The 15,443-nt window shown below is 42.9% G+C and carries 9 protein-coding genes and 1 pseudogene; 8 read left to right on the top strand and 2 right to left on the bottom strand.

The window, feature by feature from the left end; translation table 11 throughout:
- The first annotated feature begins 20 nt into the window (after positions 1-20).
- The 8 genes and pseudogenes from AC4IE8_RS06010 (at position 21) to AC4IE8_RS05975 (ending at position 14,139) form a co-directional block, all read left to right on the top strand.
- Complete coding sequence (locus AC4IE8_RS06010; protein ID WP_490777355.1) at positions 21-167, top strand: DUF6361 family protein; 147 nt, start codon at positions 21-23, stop codon at positions 165-167.
- Between the two features lie 453 nt (positions 168-620).
- On the top strand, positions 621-1,223 hold the full coding sequence (locus AC4IE8_RS06005) for a tyrosine-type recombinase/integrase (RefSeq protein ID WP_490777354.1): 603 nt from the start codon (positions 621-623) through the stop codon (positions 1,221-1,223).
- A gap of 167 nt (positions 1,224-1,390) precedes the next feature.
- On the top strand, positions 1,391-1,603 hold the full coding sequence (locus AC4IE8_RS06000) for a type II toxin-antitoxin system RelE/ParE family toxin (RefSeq protein ID WP_490777353.1): 213 nt from the start codon (positions 1,391-1,393) through the stop codon (positions 1,601-1,603).
- The gene (locus AC4IE8_RS05995) at positions 1,600-1,878 is read left to right on the top strand and encodes a helix-turn-helix domain-containing protein (RefSeq protein WP_068994947.1); all 279 of its coding nucleotides are present in this window, start codon (positions 1,600-1,602) and stop codon (positions 1,876-1,878) included. Before AC4IE8_RS06000 ends, AC4IE8_RS05995 begins: the two co-directional genes overlap by 4 nt.
- Before the next feature lie 176 nt (positions 1,879-2,054).
- Positions 2,055-3,215 (top strand): annotated as a pseudogene (locus AC4IE8_RS05990) (IS30 family transposase).
- A gap of 360 nt (positions 3,216-3,575) precedes the next feature.
- Positions 3,576-5,018: a hypothetical protein gene (locus AC4IE8_RS05985; protein ID WP_490790559.1), complete on the top strand. Its 1,443-nt coding sequence runs from the start codon at positions 3,576-3,578 to the stop codon at positions 5,016-5,018.
- The gene (locus tag AC4IE8_RS05980; protein ID WP_490790558.1) at positions 5,015-13,546 is read left to right on the top strand and encodes a hypothetical protein; all 8,532 of its coding nucleotides are present in this window, start codon (positions 5,015-5,017) and stop codon (positions 13,544-13,546) included. Before AC4IE8_RS05985 ends, AC4IE8_RS05980 begins: the two co-directional genes overlap by 4 nt.
- Positions 13,543-14,139, top strand: a complete 597-nt coding sequence (locus AC4IE8_RS05975; RefSeq protein WP_490790557.1) for an amidase domain-containing protein — start codon at positions 13,543-13,545, stop codon at positions 14,137-14,139. Before AC4IE8_RS05980 ends, AC4IE8_RS05975 begins: the two co-directional genes overlap by 4 nt.
- Positions 14,140-14,414: 275 nt before the next feature.
- Here AC4IE8_RS05975 and AC4IE8_RS05970 read toward each other — a convergent pair whose 3' ends face one another.
- Together AC4IE8_RS05970 and AC4IE8_RS05965 are read right to left on the bottom strand one after the other, a co-directional pair.
- Entirely contained in the window at positions 14,415-14,927 is a 513-nt protein-coding gene (locus AC4IE8_RS05970; protein ID WP_490790556.1) for a hypothetical protein, read from the bottom strand.
- A gap of 252 nt (positions 14,928-15,179) precedes the next feature.
- A complete protein-coding gene (locus AC4IE8_RS05965; RefSeq protein ID WP_490790555.1) occupies positions 15,180-15,404 on the bottom strand; it encodes a hypothetical protein in 225 nt (74 codons plus the stop codon).
- Between the last annotated feature and the right edge of the window lie 39 nt (positions 15,405-15,443).

Below are 15,443 nucleotides of genomic sequence, written 5' to 3'. Positions count from 1 at the left end.
TTAAAAAGGGCTAGTAATCAATGTCGTCAACATTTGCCTGGCTAGATCATTCAGAAAGCGACCGTCGTAAAGCGCTCGATGTCGTTGATCTGTTCCGTGAACAAGACACGCGGGATGAGCTTGGCATTGGAACAGTGTTCCCCGCATGCGCGGGGACGAACCGGTAAAAATCATGGATACATCGCTAAGATGATTTATACCCACATCACGCCTGATCACAAGCATGTTTGCAGTCCGTTCGATCAGCTGAAGAGCCTTCGATAACAGAGTTGTAAATTCTTCGGTCCAACAGGGATGGACCGAGCATCGCCATATTTTATAGGTGGTTTCTCTACAGGAAATATTCCCATGAAGGCCCGGATTTGCTAGGTTTGAGTAATATCGGGACTTTGAAAATTACCAGTATCACAGATCCCGATATGATTGAATTCGTGATATTTGCGGGAGACCCATGCGAGCAAACAGGCCCGTCAGGCGACTCAAGAAAGAAATAATTACCGGATCTGGACAAGCACAGATTATCGAACAACCCAAGCAGCTTGCTCATATTCTATGGGCAGCATCGCGTGGAGAAACAGGCATAAGAAATGTTGCGCTGATCTGGATGCTTTGGCAGTGGGTTGCGTATTAATGAGGCCGCTCAACTGACAATCAAAGATATCTATTTCCCGACTGGGGACCTGAAGGAGGCATTCAGAATACCGGCCAAATACACCAAAACCGGCAAGCCTCAAACAATCTACATATTGGTCCCACAGCAACGTGAAGCACTTAGTAACCTCAAGGCGCAGCGACTTCAGAATCGAGTCATGCTGTCCCCTGATGGCGCCTACGGTGGTTTATCACCAGAAAGCCCTGTGTTTCTCTCTCTGAAGGGCAAGCGATGGCAAAAACTGGCGTTTAACATAAAGCGGTACCGGGATATAGAAGGTAAGTTAAAAGAGACAATGGTCTGCGGTTCTCTTGAGAATTTGGCTCATGAGCTTATCAAGCAGGCAGGTGTCAATGGGGGATCCAGCCACTCAGGGCGGCGTAGCTTGGCAACCTGGCTGGACCGCAAGGGCCATGACCTAGAACTGATCCAGGGAGTCCTGGGGCATTCCAGCCCTGATATGTCACTTATCTATATAGACCCTTGGGACAGAAGGATAGATCATGCATTCAAAGCTACCTGTTGCAGCTTAGTACCACCACAGATCCACTATATTCCATCGTTTCAATGAGTTAACCACCAGCCATATATAGTTACTTGTATATTATATATCTAGGAGTATACTTTGAAAGGGATTGTATTCGTAGGGCGCTCGTTAGAAGTGATTCGCAAATTTCCTGTCGAGATTAAACGTGAGGCGGGTCATCAATTGGATAGAGTACAAAACGGACTGGACCCATGGACTGGAAGCCGATGACTTCAATCGGACAAGGAGTGCGTGAAATTCGCATCCAGCAAGAAGGGCAGTGGCGTGTTATTTATATCGCGAAATTCGACGAGACAAATTATGTTTTACACGCTTTTAGAAAAAAGACACAAAAAACGCCAATGCCCGATATTGAAATAGCTAAACGAGCGCTTAAAGAAATAGTTCAAAGGTTTTATAAATGAGCAAAGAAAACCGATATGAAAGTGTGTGGGATGCCTTGGAAGATGATCCTATTCGGGCTGAAAACCTAAAATTGAGATCGGCACTATTAATAGCGATTAACGAAGAGTTAACATCCAGAAAACTAAGGCAAAGTGAAGCTGCAGAGCTGTTGCACATCACTCAGCCACGAGTCAGTGCCTTGAGCCAGGGAAAAATCAGTGACTTCCGATTGGATACTCTGGTAGATATCGCGCATCGTTTAGGATTACACGTATCAATCGAAATAGCTGCATGATGGCCATGGGTTCGGTCTGGAAATTTTGTTGAACACTAGCTTTCATTATGCTTGAGGGATTCGTACAAAAAGTGAAAGATGGAAATAAATGGTATTAGAGAATTTCCGCTTTCGACTGTGGATTCAATCGGTCAACACAACATACTACATTCTACATAGGTAGAAGGAGTGTGTTGATGACACGAAGACCACGAATCCATTACACCGAAGAACAGCGTACATTGATGTGGGAGCGCTGGCAGAAAGGGGACTCCCTGGAAAAGATTGCTAATCTGTTTGATCGGCATCACCCATCAATCGAAAGAATCCTTGCTGAAACTGGCGGTATACGTCCTGCAGTCCGCCATCGTTCCAGATTGGCACTCACCATGGCAGAGCGTGAAGAGATATCGCGTGCAGTGGTAACAGGTCTCTCGATTCGCTCGATTGCTTCGTCACTTGGCCGTTCGCCATCCACCATTAGCCGCGAAATACAACGTAATGGTGGTCGGCAAAGCTACCAAGCGAATCAGGCCGATGAGGCAGCCTGGGAGCGTGCACGTCGCCCAAAGATCGGTAAACTGGTAGAGAACCGAGCCTTAGCACGCATCGTAGCAAGCAAGCTCCAGTCGTCGTGGGCTCCCGAGCAGATTGCCGGGTGGCTCAAACGTTTCTATCCTGATGATGAGAACTACCAGGTGTTACACGAAACCATCTATCGCAGCCTCTATATTCAGGCGCGTGGTGCCTTGAAAAAGGAACCCGCACAGTATTTATGACGACCAAGAGTCATGCGTCGGTCACGCCATCATACTCAGAAGACACCAGATCATGGCCAGATCACAGACGCTATATCGATTAGTGAACGTCCTGCCTCAGTAGAGGACCGTGCGGTACCTGGTCACTGGGAAGGTGATTTGATCTGTGGTAGTCACAATAGTCAGATTGCGACGCTCGTTGAACGTCATTCTCGCTACTTGATGCTAGTGAAGGTCGATAGTAAAGACAGCGAGACCGTTGTAAAAGCATTAATAAAGCAAGCTCATAAGCTCCCGCAAGAACTGTACAAGTCACTTACTTGGGACAGGGGTAGTGAGATGGCTGCACACAAGCGCTTTACATTGGCGACGGACATGCAGGTATACTTCTGTGATCCTCAGTCACCATGGCAGCGTGATTCGAACGAGAATACCAATGGACTATTGAGACAGTATTTCCCTAAAGGAATCGATCTTTCGAGCTACACACAAGCTAAACTAAATGCTGTTGCCAGGCAGTTAAATGCACGTCCAAGGAAGACGTTAAACTACGAAACACTAGCTGAAAGATTTAATGCATGTGTTGCGTCGACTGGTTGAACCCGCAGCCCGAAGCGGACATTCAATACCCAGTTAAAAGACTGGAATTGTTCGCGGCCAGGACATAGACTTAATTAAAATAATAAAGGGACAAGGGATGCCTCGTACTATTCAGACTCCCTCTTCTTCATGTCAGTTTTTTAGTCCGAAAAGTCCCATTTTCGCCGTATTGAAAACTGTTGATTCTAAACTGACATTTTTAAATTAAGCAATTAACTAAAAGCTTAAAAGCTAATAGCAAGTTATAGCTATATAGATGCAATATATGGCTTGGTGTGATATTTAATATAAGGCTACATTATTTTATTAAGGATTAACTTGAAATCAACTTAGCATGTTAAAACTTACGGGGAATTTGTGATGGATCATTTTCATACTAAAAAGCTATCAATTATATTCTTTTGGATCTTGATTGTATTTGTAATGTTGGTGGTTTCTGGTTGTACAGGTTACAGATTAATGAAATACCCGATACATGAAGAAGTATTTCTAGTTCCTCCATCTAATGTCTTCTCTCCCTCCTTAATTGATGTTAACCAAGGCGGGAAACTAAGACGGGATAACCAATCAATATCTGTCTTGAAACTCCCAAGTAATAGAAATACATCATCTTCTGCAATAAATATAACACTCGATCATGGTAAGTCTACCGAGACTTTGATTGATAACTTGTATGATAAACCTGAAACCATCTTACAATTCAAAGGACATTTTGACGATGAAGGATATTTCGACATATTTATGGTTTGGAACTACAGTCTATTATATGACGATGAGAATGGAACCTTTGAATACAAAAAATTCGTAAAAGTAATTGATCAGTTAAGGGGTATACTAAATGTATTAGAGGTTGAGTCTCAGTCAACTTCCTCGCGAGTAGTCACTACAGATTTTATTTCGGGCACGCTTCATTCTAAAATAAACAGTGTGCAGCTAAGTGCGGGGCAGTCTCAGGTTATTATAAATGCCTGTTTTGAGAACCTTCCTTTACCAAATAGTATCACGTTCTATAACTATGGATACTTGACAGGGAAAGCACTTGACGTAACTGGTCGTAATCAGTTCTCATATTTTCTCAATGATGGTTTTGGATTGACTTCTTTCCAAAACCCTATAGTTAGCGATGATACGAACCAAGGAAATTCAATCTTTGGATTAGGCCTATCTGCTCATTATCAACTAACAAAAGACGTTGATGGGATGATGAAAATTATGACACATCAAATGAGTGCACATGGTACCAGTCGTGATGGTGAGGGTGCTGTAATTGGAAATAGCCCGATTGATTTCAGCTTCTTCAAGGGTAATCGTATTTTTGTGTTTTCTGGGGTTGAGCTTCTACATCTTCGCAACCCTGACGATATCCGCAAAGCGCCCTCAAAAGATGTAGCTCTAATAGCAGTAGATGACTTACGATCAGCCGATAAAATTCTCGATCATGATAACCCTTCCGCAACTAAAATTTCTCGGCAATTACGTAAACTTGGTAATCAGGATCGTTGGTTCCGTTTAAAGTCAGACTCGTACCCCGGGTTCTATGAACGACTTTTCTTTATGCCAACATTTCCTGCGTACTTTTCAGTTGATAGTTGGAATGATCAATACAAAGGTTATCTGGCTTATGGATCAACATTGAATGTCATTCAAAGGAACGGTGAATTCGAACTCGAACGAAGACGCCGTATGAATGATGGGTATTTTTCAATTAGTCGAAAAATTCGAGGCTTACCCGATGGTCCCAGCGCCAACGAAATATACAACCAATTGCTCATACACCCTTACGATAGAGTGAAATCAAAATGAGATTTACCATTATAAAGTCTACAGGAAAAGGTAAGCTACTAAAGGAAGATGATCTTCCTATCTACCTATTTGTGCCAACCAATGCGAATGACACCATTGAGATTAAAGACGGTGTGGACCTCTTGCGATATTTTCTAAAATGGAATGGTGCAGTTATATTTACTGAGTCATCTGAATCAAGGTCTTCTCTCTCCGATGTTCTAAGTAGAATGGAAAGATATTGGCGCCTAGGTGTAACCACCATTCTTTGGGGCAGTGAGATTACTGAAAGGATTTTTGCCGTACGACTGTTGCATGACGGCAATACATTTTCACCATTTGTTGATGAAGATATATTGGATCAGGGCTTTTCATTGAAGTCTGATAACGATGGTGTTGTCACTGCGGTAGAAGATACTTTTGAGTTAGAGTTGACCAAAATCTTTCTTGATGACGGAGAAAATTTTTACACTTCAAATGTTATTGTTGATCTCGCAAGCAGCGCTAAGGGAGGAGTCGCTTTAAAGGTTGATACTCGTTTATCCGAAACGGCTTTCAAAGGAGGTGTTCAATATTTTAAACAAAAGAATTCCAATATAATATACCGGTATCATTCTGGGGTTTTTGATGACATCAGGGATAAAAATAAGCATCAGTTTCAGCTGCTCGATTTCTCTATTGAAATAGATCCGGTCAAAAAGGGACCAGAAGGTGTCCGCATTTATCCTATCACTAATGAAAGTAGACCGATAAACAGTCTGTTTATTACTTCAGCTATGAGTCGCTTGAGACTTCAACCTAGGAAAAGACCAAGGCGTGAATCAGATTTTCACTATCTGAGGACTAATACCCTCATCTTTGACAAAGTGGTGGGGTTAGGGTTTGTCCCGGTCGGGGAGTTGGAAGTTGCCGAACACACAAAGACAGACGTTCTACTGAATTCAGGCACATCCAAAATTGAGTTGGTACCTGGGGACGTGATTCGGTTTGAGATTACGGAAGCCGATATTGTATCAGGTGAACTGGGAGGTAAAAAATGTAAAGCCTCTGCCATAAGCGTCGTTCCGAAGGAGAATGGAGGTATACGGAATTTTTATCAAGCCGGTCAGAACAAGGCCTATTACAATCGAAATACCAGCACACCGTTTCTTCCTAGGGTTGCCAATGCAGCTGGTTCACCCTTCGGCTTGCTTCCGTATTTGAGTAAAGATAACCTTCAGTTTGAACAGGATGTGCTGGAAGACCTCCGATATGGCGCTTTATCAAAGGCAGATTTTATTCATCTTGAGCGAACTAGTGAGCGTGAGGTCATCACCTCAAAAGGGATAAAAGCACGTTTTATAGGTAATCAGGCAATTAGCTATACGTTTACCCAAGAAAATAAGACTCAATCGAAGTTTGAAATAGTCTTCGATGAAAATACTAAATGGGTAAAGTTGGTCCGTGCACTTGAAAAAGACGGTGTTTTTCTTGTCTTTGCTCCAGCAATGCTTGGGCCGGTAAAAGGTGTCGGACTTTTCAATTTTTCAGACTGGGAATTTGATTTCCTTAACAAAGGGTTTCAGCCTCTGCTCTTGTTAAATTATGGGAACATATCATTCGCAACTTCCTTTAAAGCTGAGGGGACTGAACATTGGACTAATCATCACATCAAGACTCTGTTCGATTCGCACGAGGAACGTGATTTTCTACAGGAACAGTGGCGGCAGCGGGGTGCCAAGGTTGCTGCAATGGCAGCATCAGAACATAGCGAGGTATTCAATCAGCCCTCGTGGAAAGGCGTTATGGTTATGGACATACCCTTGGAGGAGAAGTCTGTACCCAAAATTCTACAGCCATTTATTCCAAAAGCAGGGTTCAAGGCTTCCTATCTAGCATTTGGCACATCTGTTGACGATAAGAACAATGAAGAGAATCCGGCCAAGTGCTACGCGGCAATCGATTACAAAAATCCTTTCGGGGCGCTCGACAAAAGTAAAGACTTTGACTTTGAACTCCTGAGCCTAAATGCACTCTTTACCGGTTCAAGAATCGTCCGGATGGAGTGTAGTATCAAGTTAGGTATTAGAACTCTCCTGGATGAAAAAGGGAAATTCCGAGAGTTTGTTATCAAAGGGCAGTATAGTGCTAAGAATGACTCTTATGTGTTTAACATCGAAGGGGATCCTATAGTATTTAAGTTTGACTCTCTCATTAGTAAGATTATCTTTGAAGGTGCTACCCTCACTTACAATGGGCAAGAGAATAAAACGAAGCTTGATTTTAAAGGCTTGCTGGAATTTAACTTAGATTCAAATCCAGGTGTTGATTTTGGTAACTATTTACCTCAAAACATAAGCTTTGAACATTTAGGATTTGACTTCGGTTCAACAGGTGGTTCAATGCTGCCTGATTTTTCTCGTATACAATTTAAAATGAAGATTCCTTCTCTTGATGGAGATTCGTTTTTGTCTAGTTTCCCGTTGCGTTATAACTCCTTTCTCTACAAGTCTGCAAAGGGGTTGGGGTTTTATGAAATTTTTGGCAAAGGCCGTATAGCCAATTCAATAGGGTTTGTATTTGATCTTGATCTTGGATCGCTAGGTGCTTTAGCTGCCTTGGAAAACTTTCGCGCGAATGTCTTTATCGGCTGGTACCAGGATGGTTCTAATAGAGGGCTTTGCGTAGGATTCAAGTTTCAGGGTTTCACCACTAGTCTTAATTTCAACCTGTTTGACGTAATAGGTATGGAAGTTGAAGACATCACCATATGTCAATATACCGACCGTAACAATCGTACCCGATTCTTTTTAAAACTCCAACAGTGTTGGTTTAATCTACTAGGGCAGAGATTTGGAGAACTAAGCGGTGCTATATTCACAGATGTCTATAAAAGCAAGGATATCGGTTGGCTGATTATGTTGGAAAACATTCAGAATGATTTGCTCAAGTATCTTGCACTAGGTCAACGCGTAGGGCTTTCACCTGATCAGCTTGCAAAAGGTGATCTGAAAACTGTGGACGAAGTTGCTGATCGGATTAAAGATAATCTAATCAAGCTGGATTGTGGATATAAAAATGTTTCGGACGACCTCTTTAACATAGACCTTAACTGGCTGATCGGGGCGCATTTGGAGCTTGACGACTACTTCGACCTGAAGTTTGTCTTTCTGGACCCTCGGTTATACGCCATGCGCATTCATGTCATTGAGTTATTTACCTTCCAAGCGGTATACAACAAGATCAACGACAACGTCGGGGTTTGGCACACTAAACTGGAGCTTCCAGATCACCTGCGAAACTGGAATTTTGGAGCAGTAGATATTACTTTCCCCAATTTGGGCTTTGACTGCTATAGCAACGGCGGTTTTAAATTTGATTTGGGATTCCCGACAGTAGGTGCTTATCAATCTGATTACAATGATTCAGCTGTAGCACAAATAGCAATTTTCATAGGTAAAGGCGGCTTCTATTTTTCCAATACCAAAGCGGTAGATTCCTTTTGCGGAGGACTACGGGCGTTGGAATATGGGATGGCAATGCGTGTCGGTATTGGCCGCGAGATTCGAAAGGGTCCGCTTCGTGCAGGTGCCTCTATCACCGTTTATGGACTACTGGTTGGCACTGGGTGTTTTAAAGCTGGAGAATTACCGCCCAAGGAATTCCGTATACGTGGCCGTGTTGGGATAATTCTTGAAGTTTACGGTCGCGTCGATTTCGGGATCGTAAGTGGAGGAGTGCACGTATGGTTAGAAGTGTTTGCTGTGATTACACTTGCATCGAGTGGTCCGGCAGCAAGGATCTCTGCCGGTGGTAATATTTCAGTCAGGGCGTGTATAAGAATTAAGCTAGGCTTTGTAAAAATCACTAAGTGTTTCAGTTTCCGAACAAGGATTCACTATACCTTTACTCTCGGTGGAGATGAGCAGCCATTGCTTGCACCGATCACTAAAGCAGAGTGGAAAAAAATCGAGCAATTGCAAACCCAGCGGGAGAAATTGGCCCTGGAAGTGGTTTATCTTCCTGATCTGAGTGTTCGAGAAAACAGTAGTGGTGATCCTGTGGCCAGAGTCTATCATGGGGTTGCTTTGCTGACCGAATCCAATAATGACAGTGGGGAAATAAGGTATAGCAAAGAAATTTCTCTTAATGGTTCGACTGTGCCAGGGAATCCGCTAAAGGCTATTGTGGAGCGATTTGCTCTCATAGAGGATGACTTGGTAAATAACTATATTCCGAACAACTTCCCGTTTCACGATGAATTTACCTGGATTCTGGTACCGATTACTACGGAGTTTGAATCTGACGATGTATCAAGAATTCAAATTCCAATGGTGCCAGGAATATATCTAGATGGACAACTCCTGGAAGCAGAAGTGACCGAGGGACTACGGGAAGCCATTCAATTCCAGTTTATCAATTCGTATGTGCGAAGGATAGTTTCCGACGATCATATCAGTTTGCCCGATCCAATGGATAAGAACCAATTTCTTAAGGTCTGGCTAGATAACTTTTTCGCCTTTGTTTACGAAAAAGCTAAGGAAATAAACATGGATTTAAGAACTCTGAAGGACATTGACTATTACCAGCTTGAAGGCTCCATATATTACTTCCTTGAATCAGGACTTCGTTTGCCACTGCACTCAGACCTTTCGGCTTCCATCCCTGCCAGGCAGGTCTACAAGAACGCTACATCTGATGTGCTTAGTGCCAAAGAGTTTTCGCTGGCACTTGGCGACCAGGCCGGTACAATCACAGTGGAAAGAGCGAATCTAGAGGCGTTAGAGAAAGCATTCACGAGAGAGAAAACATATCTGAAAGAACTCCTTGGCAGGGTTTATCAGATAAAAGAAGAACTCGAGTTGAAAGGGGCAGAGTTTTCCGTCAACAAGAATGCCGCTCGTACCATTGACGGAGTGGTCTACTACCCATTCCCGGAAAGTATCGTTACCGAAGAAGTAGATGCTAAGTTGCGAGTATGCGAGGAAAGAGAGGAAGCCAGGGAAGGGGATCCAGCTCCGATTACCCATAATTACTTAAGCGCCACTAATATCAGGATTTATGGCAACCATGTTACGGATGCTGATAAAGAGCTCGTGCTGTTTGAAATTAATGGCGGCGATGCGGAGAACTCTAGAATTCTGAGGCAAATAGCCTTAAGCGATATACGATTTGAATCCTTGTCGCTGCAAATTCTCGGAATTGATGAGGCCTCTATTCCACAGGTGGATTTTGTGATCTACCGGAACAATCTGTCTCGCGCTACACGGCCACCGCTTCAGACAAAGCGTATAGATGCCATTTCCTTGAAATCCGGGTTGACCGGAGCAGCTCGTTTCTCTGAGGATCCCAAGCTATTTATGGAGATCCTAAGAGATGCCACGTTGACTAATAACGGAGGTTACTTCATAGAATTGGAAGGTGATTCTACCAGTAGCTTGAAATTCTTGGAGAAAGAAGACAAAGCGCTCGAACTTTTATTCTCGTATTTTGAGCACAATAACAAGAGAAGTTTTCAAAACTTTTTCCGATTTTCTGATAGTACCGTGGTTCTTGAAGAAAATGAGATACCCTATTTTGCTGAAGTAATTGTGGAAGGCCGACTAGTTCAAGATTATGTGCCGCGAATGCCGGCCGACGCAATCGGATTCCGATTGGATTACAAACCGAGTCAATCGACTGAGGCCGATGTCTATTCGCTTCGTGAGGATTTTTCATTGCTTGAATACAGCCTGAAGTGTGGAGACTTTGAGTTGAAGGCTGATCGGACTGTGTCGATTCCACCTAACAGCGCCGAGGACCCAACCAAACTGTGCTATATGCATTCCAGTCCAATTATGGCAAATTTCGATGAAGCTGGTAAACCCATCGAACACAATCCTTATGCGCATATTGGGTTGGAAGTTCAAATGGCATTCAATTGGCGAAACGGACACGGCGAACGTCTGTTTAATAAACCAGTCTCAAGCTTGCCATTTCATAAAAAATACACTGACAAGTTGGTGCCGGTCAGAGAATGGCCGGACTTCAAATTTCGTATTTCTTTTAATGATGACAGACACGAACTGAATCTCCAATTCTGCTTCGATTTTAATGAACTGGTAACTAATCTACTAATCTCTGAAGGTTTGATTAATCTTAGAACTAATCATGAGGTCAGTGGTTCCGGCGAAGTGAGGGTCGATGAAAGTGTAGAGCTTAATGATAGTCAACTGGAAAAATTAAACAGGAAGCTTAGGTCTCGCTACTTGGGGTCTGAAATATCTCTTGAAACTGATGAGAACGATGGAAGGATAGCTGGTGTGTTGCAGGATCTTCAGCGAGTTAAGCATCAGATGGAAGACTTGTTAAGTCGAAAAGAACAATCGGCGTCTATTCGCCTTTTGCTAAACGACCGGCCTGTAGGAAAACATGACTTAGATAGTCATCTTGTTAGGCTTATCACAGAATACGTCGAATTCGTCCAGTCGGAGACATTGTTTGTATCGGAACAAATCGATATCAGTACTTACTATCGAGTCCAATATGATGGAACTGCAAATAAAGTTATTCACTTTGATCGGCACGAAATAAATACTAATGCAGATTCTGGTTCATTCTCTCATGAGGTGGCTATTGACAAGGGTGACTTGGATAAATTGGCTGTGGATGAACCATTTGTGCCCATTCATTTGAGTATCGAACTAAAACGTCCTGATGAGCTTGTCTTGGAAAACGCTCTGCCGCGTGACGATATCATAGACGAGAAGCTCAATCCTTTTAGGAATGTTCGTCAGGCAGTAACCTCTATTTCTATTCCTGATTATGTTCTTTTGCAGATGAATAAATCTCTTAATGACAAAGTCTATTTTGGTAAGGGGCTGGATCCTGCTCAAGGGCGTATTGTTTCCTGGGCTATTAACACAGAGAAAGTGTTGAGCTCTCAACTTTCACTTACCCAGGAGAGAGGCATTAAGAATGAGGTGGAACATCTCTTTAAGCCAGTTCTTAACAATAAATGGACGGGTACTTATGAGCAGAGAGTGGGCAATGAGAAGGTAAAGACCAGTTTCTCGAATGTTGATATGGAGGCATCACTTAGAAATGTACTGGCAGCATACGAGACATTCATGCAGCCAGAGTATTATCACCTTATCAAAAAACGAAGTCTGACAGGATTGAACAAGTTGCTTAATCGAAAGGAAAATATGGCAAGCTATTTGTCAGCAGCATATTTGTATCAGCGTGAATTGGGATCAACTGATTCTAGACCCAGCTTAAATCCAAGCATCATTCGAGAGTTGACAAACCATTTACAGGAAAACCTCAACAACTATTACCTGCTTGATGGCGCTGCACTGTTCAAGGTTGATGGTTCTGAAGCTACGATTGGGGAACACAGGTTGTTCGTGGATCTTGCCGATAAAAGGACAAGTAAAACCGAGATAGTGGTTAAGCCCGGCAAGATTCAAAACGGTAGACTTGTGATGGTCACCGATATGAAAAATGAGAGGGGTGAAGTTGATCCCGCACCAAATGATCAGTTCAAGCTATCTATCACTCATATTGAGCATTCCATTCAGACTGACCCTTCAGGTATTGAGGAGTCCTACTGGATCCAGTTGATAGAACCATTTCCTTTCGATGTGAAATTCTCAGGTATTTCACGACCAAGTCGGGAGCACCCTGATGATCCAGTTGCTTTATCGCACAGATTTGTCTACGATCGATATAAGGATAACCCTCTTGAAGGAGCTTGGTCGTATCACCTTGATTTCAAATATGCCCCGAAAGAGGATGATGATCTGTATCTAACCATACAGGACGATATGGATGTCAATAAATTCTCTGGGTCAGCTGCGGATAACAAACGATTGGACCTTAGTGCGGTCGCCTATCTGAGTGAGGCTATCGATCTGTACCGAGAAAAAGAACCAGAAAAAATCATTGATAAACTACTGAAGACGGAACTTTTTCTCGATAAATACAAGGCAATGATGCAACCGCTGGTTGATCCCATTCGGTTTAGGTACTCCGAAAATAATAAAGGATGGATTTCCTACAATGCTCAGTGGATTATTGAGGAAGCATATGATGACCTTGGTAGACGTGTTGATGGTAGATGGACAATTCGGAATTCAGAAGATCAGCGCCTAACAGTCTTTGGTGGTTTCCAAAGCGTATTCTCAACTATTCAAGTGATCCAGAACAATGATTTCGGAGACAACTTCCGCTTCCAAACTGATATTGTAGAGTTTCCGGGGCATGTAGTACCTAACTTGGATTACATTAATATCGAAGATACAGATGAAAATGTTATTCGAACCCTTTCAGGCACTGATGTGCTGAGTCAGATTCAAACCACTCAGCAGAAAATGGGAAGTTATACCGTCATTGAGCGCATGAGTTACATAAAGAATGGTGTAAAACACTTACTAAATGGCCGAGAAATTTGGTCCGGTCCGATATCAGAATATGTAACAGACTTTGAGGCAGGGGATTACTACAAAATCATACATTTCATTAGCTCCCGCGACGGTTTCGAAGAAATCTTTCAAGTGGATTTCATACATGGAGACAAGGAAAAATGATTGTAACAGGGTCGGTAACTATTGCGGCTGAAGATTACGAAAAACGAGGTGAGTCTTCTGGCTTAAAAGATGATCGCTTTGATCATGTTGAAGTGTGGTATCGTTTTGAAACCGTCTTGATTGAATCCAGAGATAAGATGGAGATTGGCGGGATTCCTCACATTAAATATAAAAATCTTGAAGCGATCCGGTATGCAAAAAAGTATTGCTCTCAGAAGAAGAACAGCTGCGGCGTCTACTTTCAGGGTGTGAATCGGAGCGACTGCGCTCATTTTCTGTCTCATTGTTTGCACAAGGGCGGTATCACAATTCAGCGGGAGTCCGGCCCAGATGAGTGTAAGGACAAATTGTCAGTTCGTGTAACTGAAATTGTGAAAGTATTGAGTGAACTTAGTGATAAATACAAGAATGTCTACCCTATTACTTATGACGAAGCTATTTATGGAGATCCGGCTTATCTTGAGACATTTCGTATTAGACCCAGCCATGCAATGCTGGTACATGAGACACGACCTGTAGCAGGAGATCCAGATAGAGGGTTGGCCGGGATTCCTACCATATCCGCCAAAAGCAACCATATCTCAATGAATTAATTAGTAATACTTTGCATTGTAGCAAAGTGATTCTTCAGGAATCGCTACAGGCTGGAGACTAATAATTTCACTGTATTCCATTAAGTTAAGCGTGAAGTGGCTATATTCAACGCTTTTCCCGGCCGGACCTCAAATACAGATGGGGCACAGATCCCGCCCTCGATGCCGGGCCTGGTGTAACCCGGGAAAGGAGTTACAAAAACGCCCATCGGCACACCACCTAGTGTAACCCATACCCAATCCAAGCAAGTTTCCAACTAAAACCAGCCCAGTCGCTACTGATTGTTTTGATTAGATATGAAAGAAAATTTATCGTTATAGAAGCTTGTATATTGAATTTCCAACTCACATCTACTCAGTTTTTCTTCGAGCTCATCTGGTGTAATGGTATTAGGCTCCAAGAACTGTATATCGACGATAGTCTTTTCTTCATTAGCTGGCATCGAATAACCTGTATCAAGCAGACCTGTTTTACATTTATACTTATCGCCAGTAAACAATGCCCTGATTACACTATCCAGAGGTTCCGTACCTTTTCCCTTTATAACGTTATTATCTAGTCTGACAACAAAACGCTTAATGAGAGCAGGACCCAATCCATTGTTGACAAGCTGTATACTGTATTTCTGTTGTTCTGGCCATCTTGATGTCCATGTGGTTAGATGAGGCTTAACTGAAAGCTTGTTATGTACGTGGGTACGCCATCCTGCCCATACAGTGAACACTAGAACGCAAAGTGCAATAACAACACTTGCAATGCCAGTTAAAGCCTCCCAATCTTGCATCATCAGCCAGTCAATAATGTACGAACAGTCCAATTTGCAAACTCCTATGAGGCGGTTTTACTGGCAGATTCTCCGAGAGTCCCTTAAGAATATTAATGAATACTCACTCAATGCATTTGCTTATGAGATGATTGAAAAGACCGATACCCTAGAACATGCGGTATCATCCCTGAAGGAAACCCAACACTGGATGGAAACGCATCCTTTCCGAATCATCTGGGGGCAACTACGCCGGCTGTTCATCTGATCAGTCGATCAACCTCGAGCGACGATATAGCCATGACGGACTCGTAATTTGCCGATCTCATCGAGGATTTTTCGTCCCTGTTTGAGATCCGAGATGAGCTCGTTTTGAATTCGACCCAACCGACTGTCCAGACTCCCCCAGGATCGGGTGAGGGTAAGATCTCCCAGGAGATCTCGGTCCATATGGACGCGATAGTAGCGACGCTTTTGCTTATTAACCCAATATTTCATCATGTTGAAGATCTTCAATTCGCATTTCTCACCATCGATTAT

The organism is Candidatus Thiodiazotropha sp. AKAK2 (genome assembly GCF_058244685.1).
This window is presented reverse-complemented; position numbering and strand designations above follow the sequence as displayed.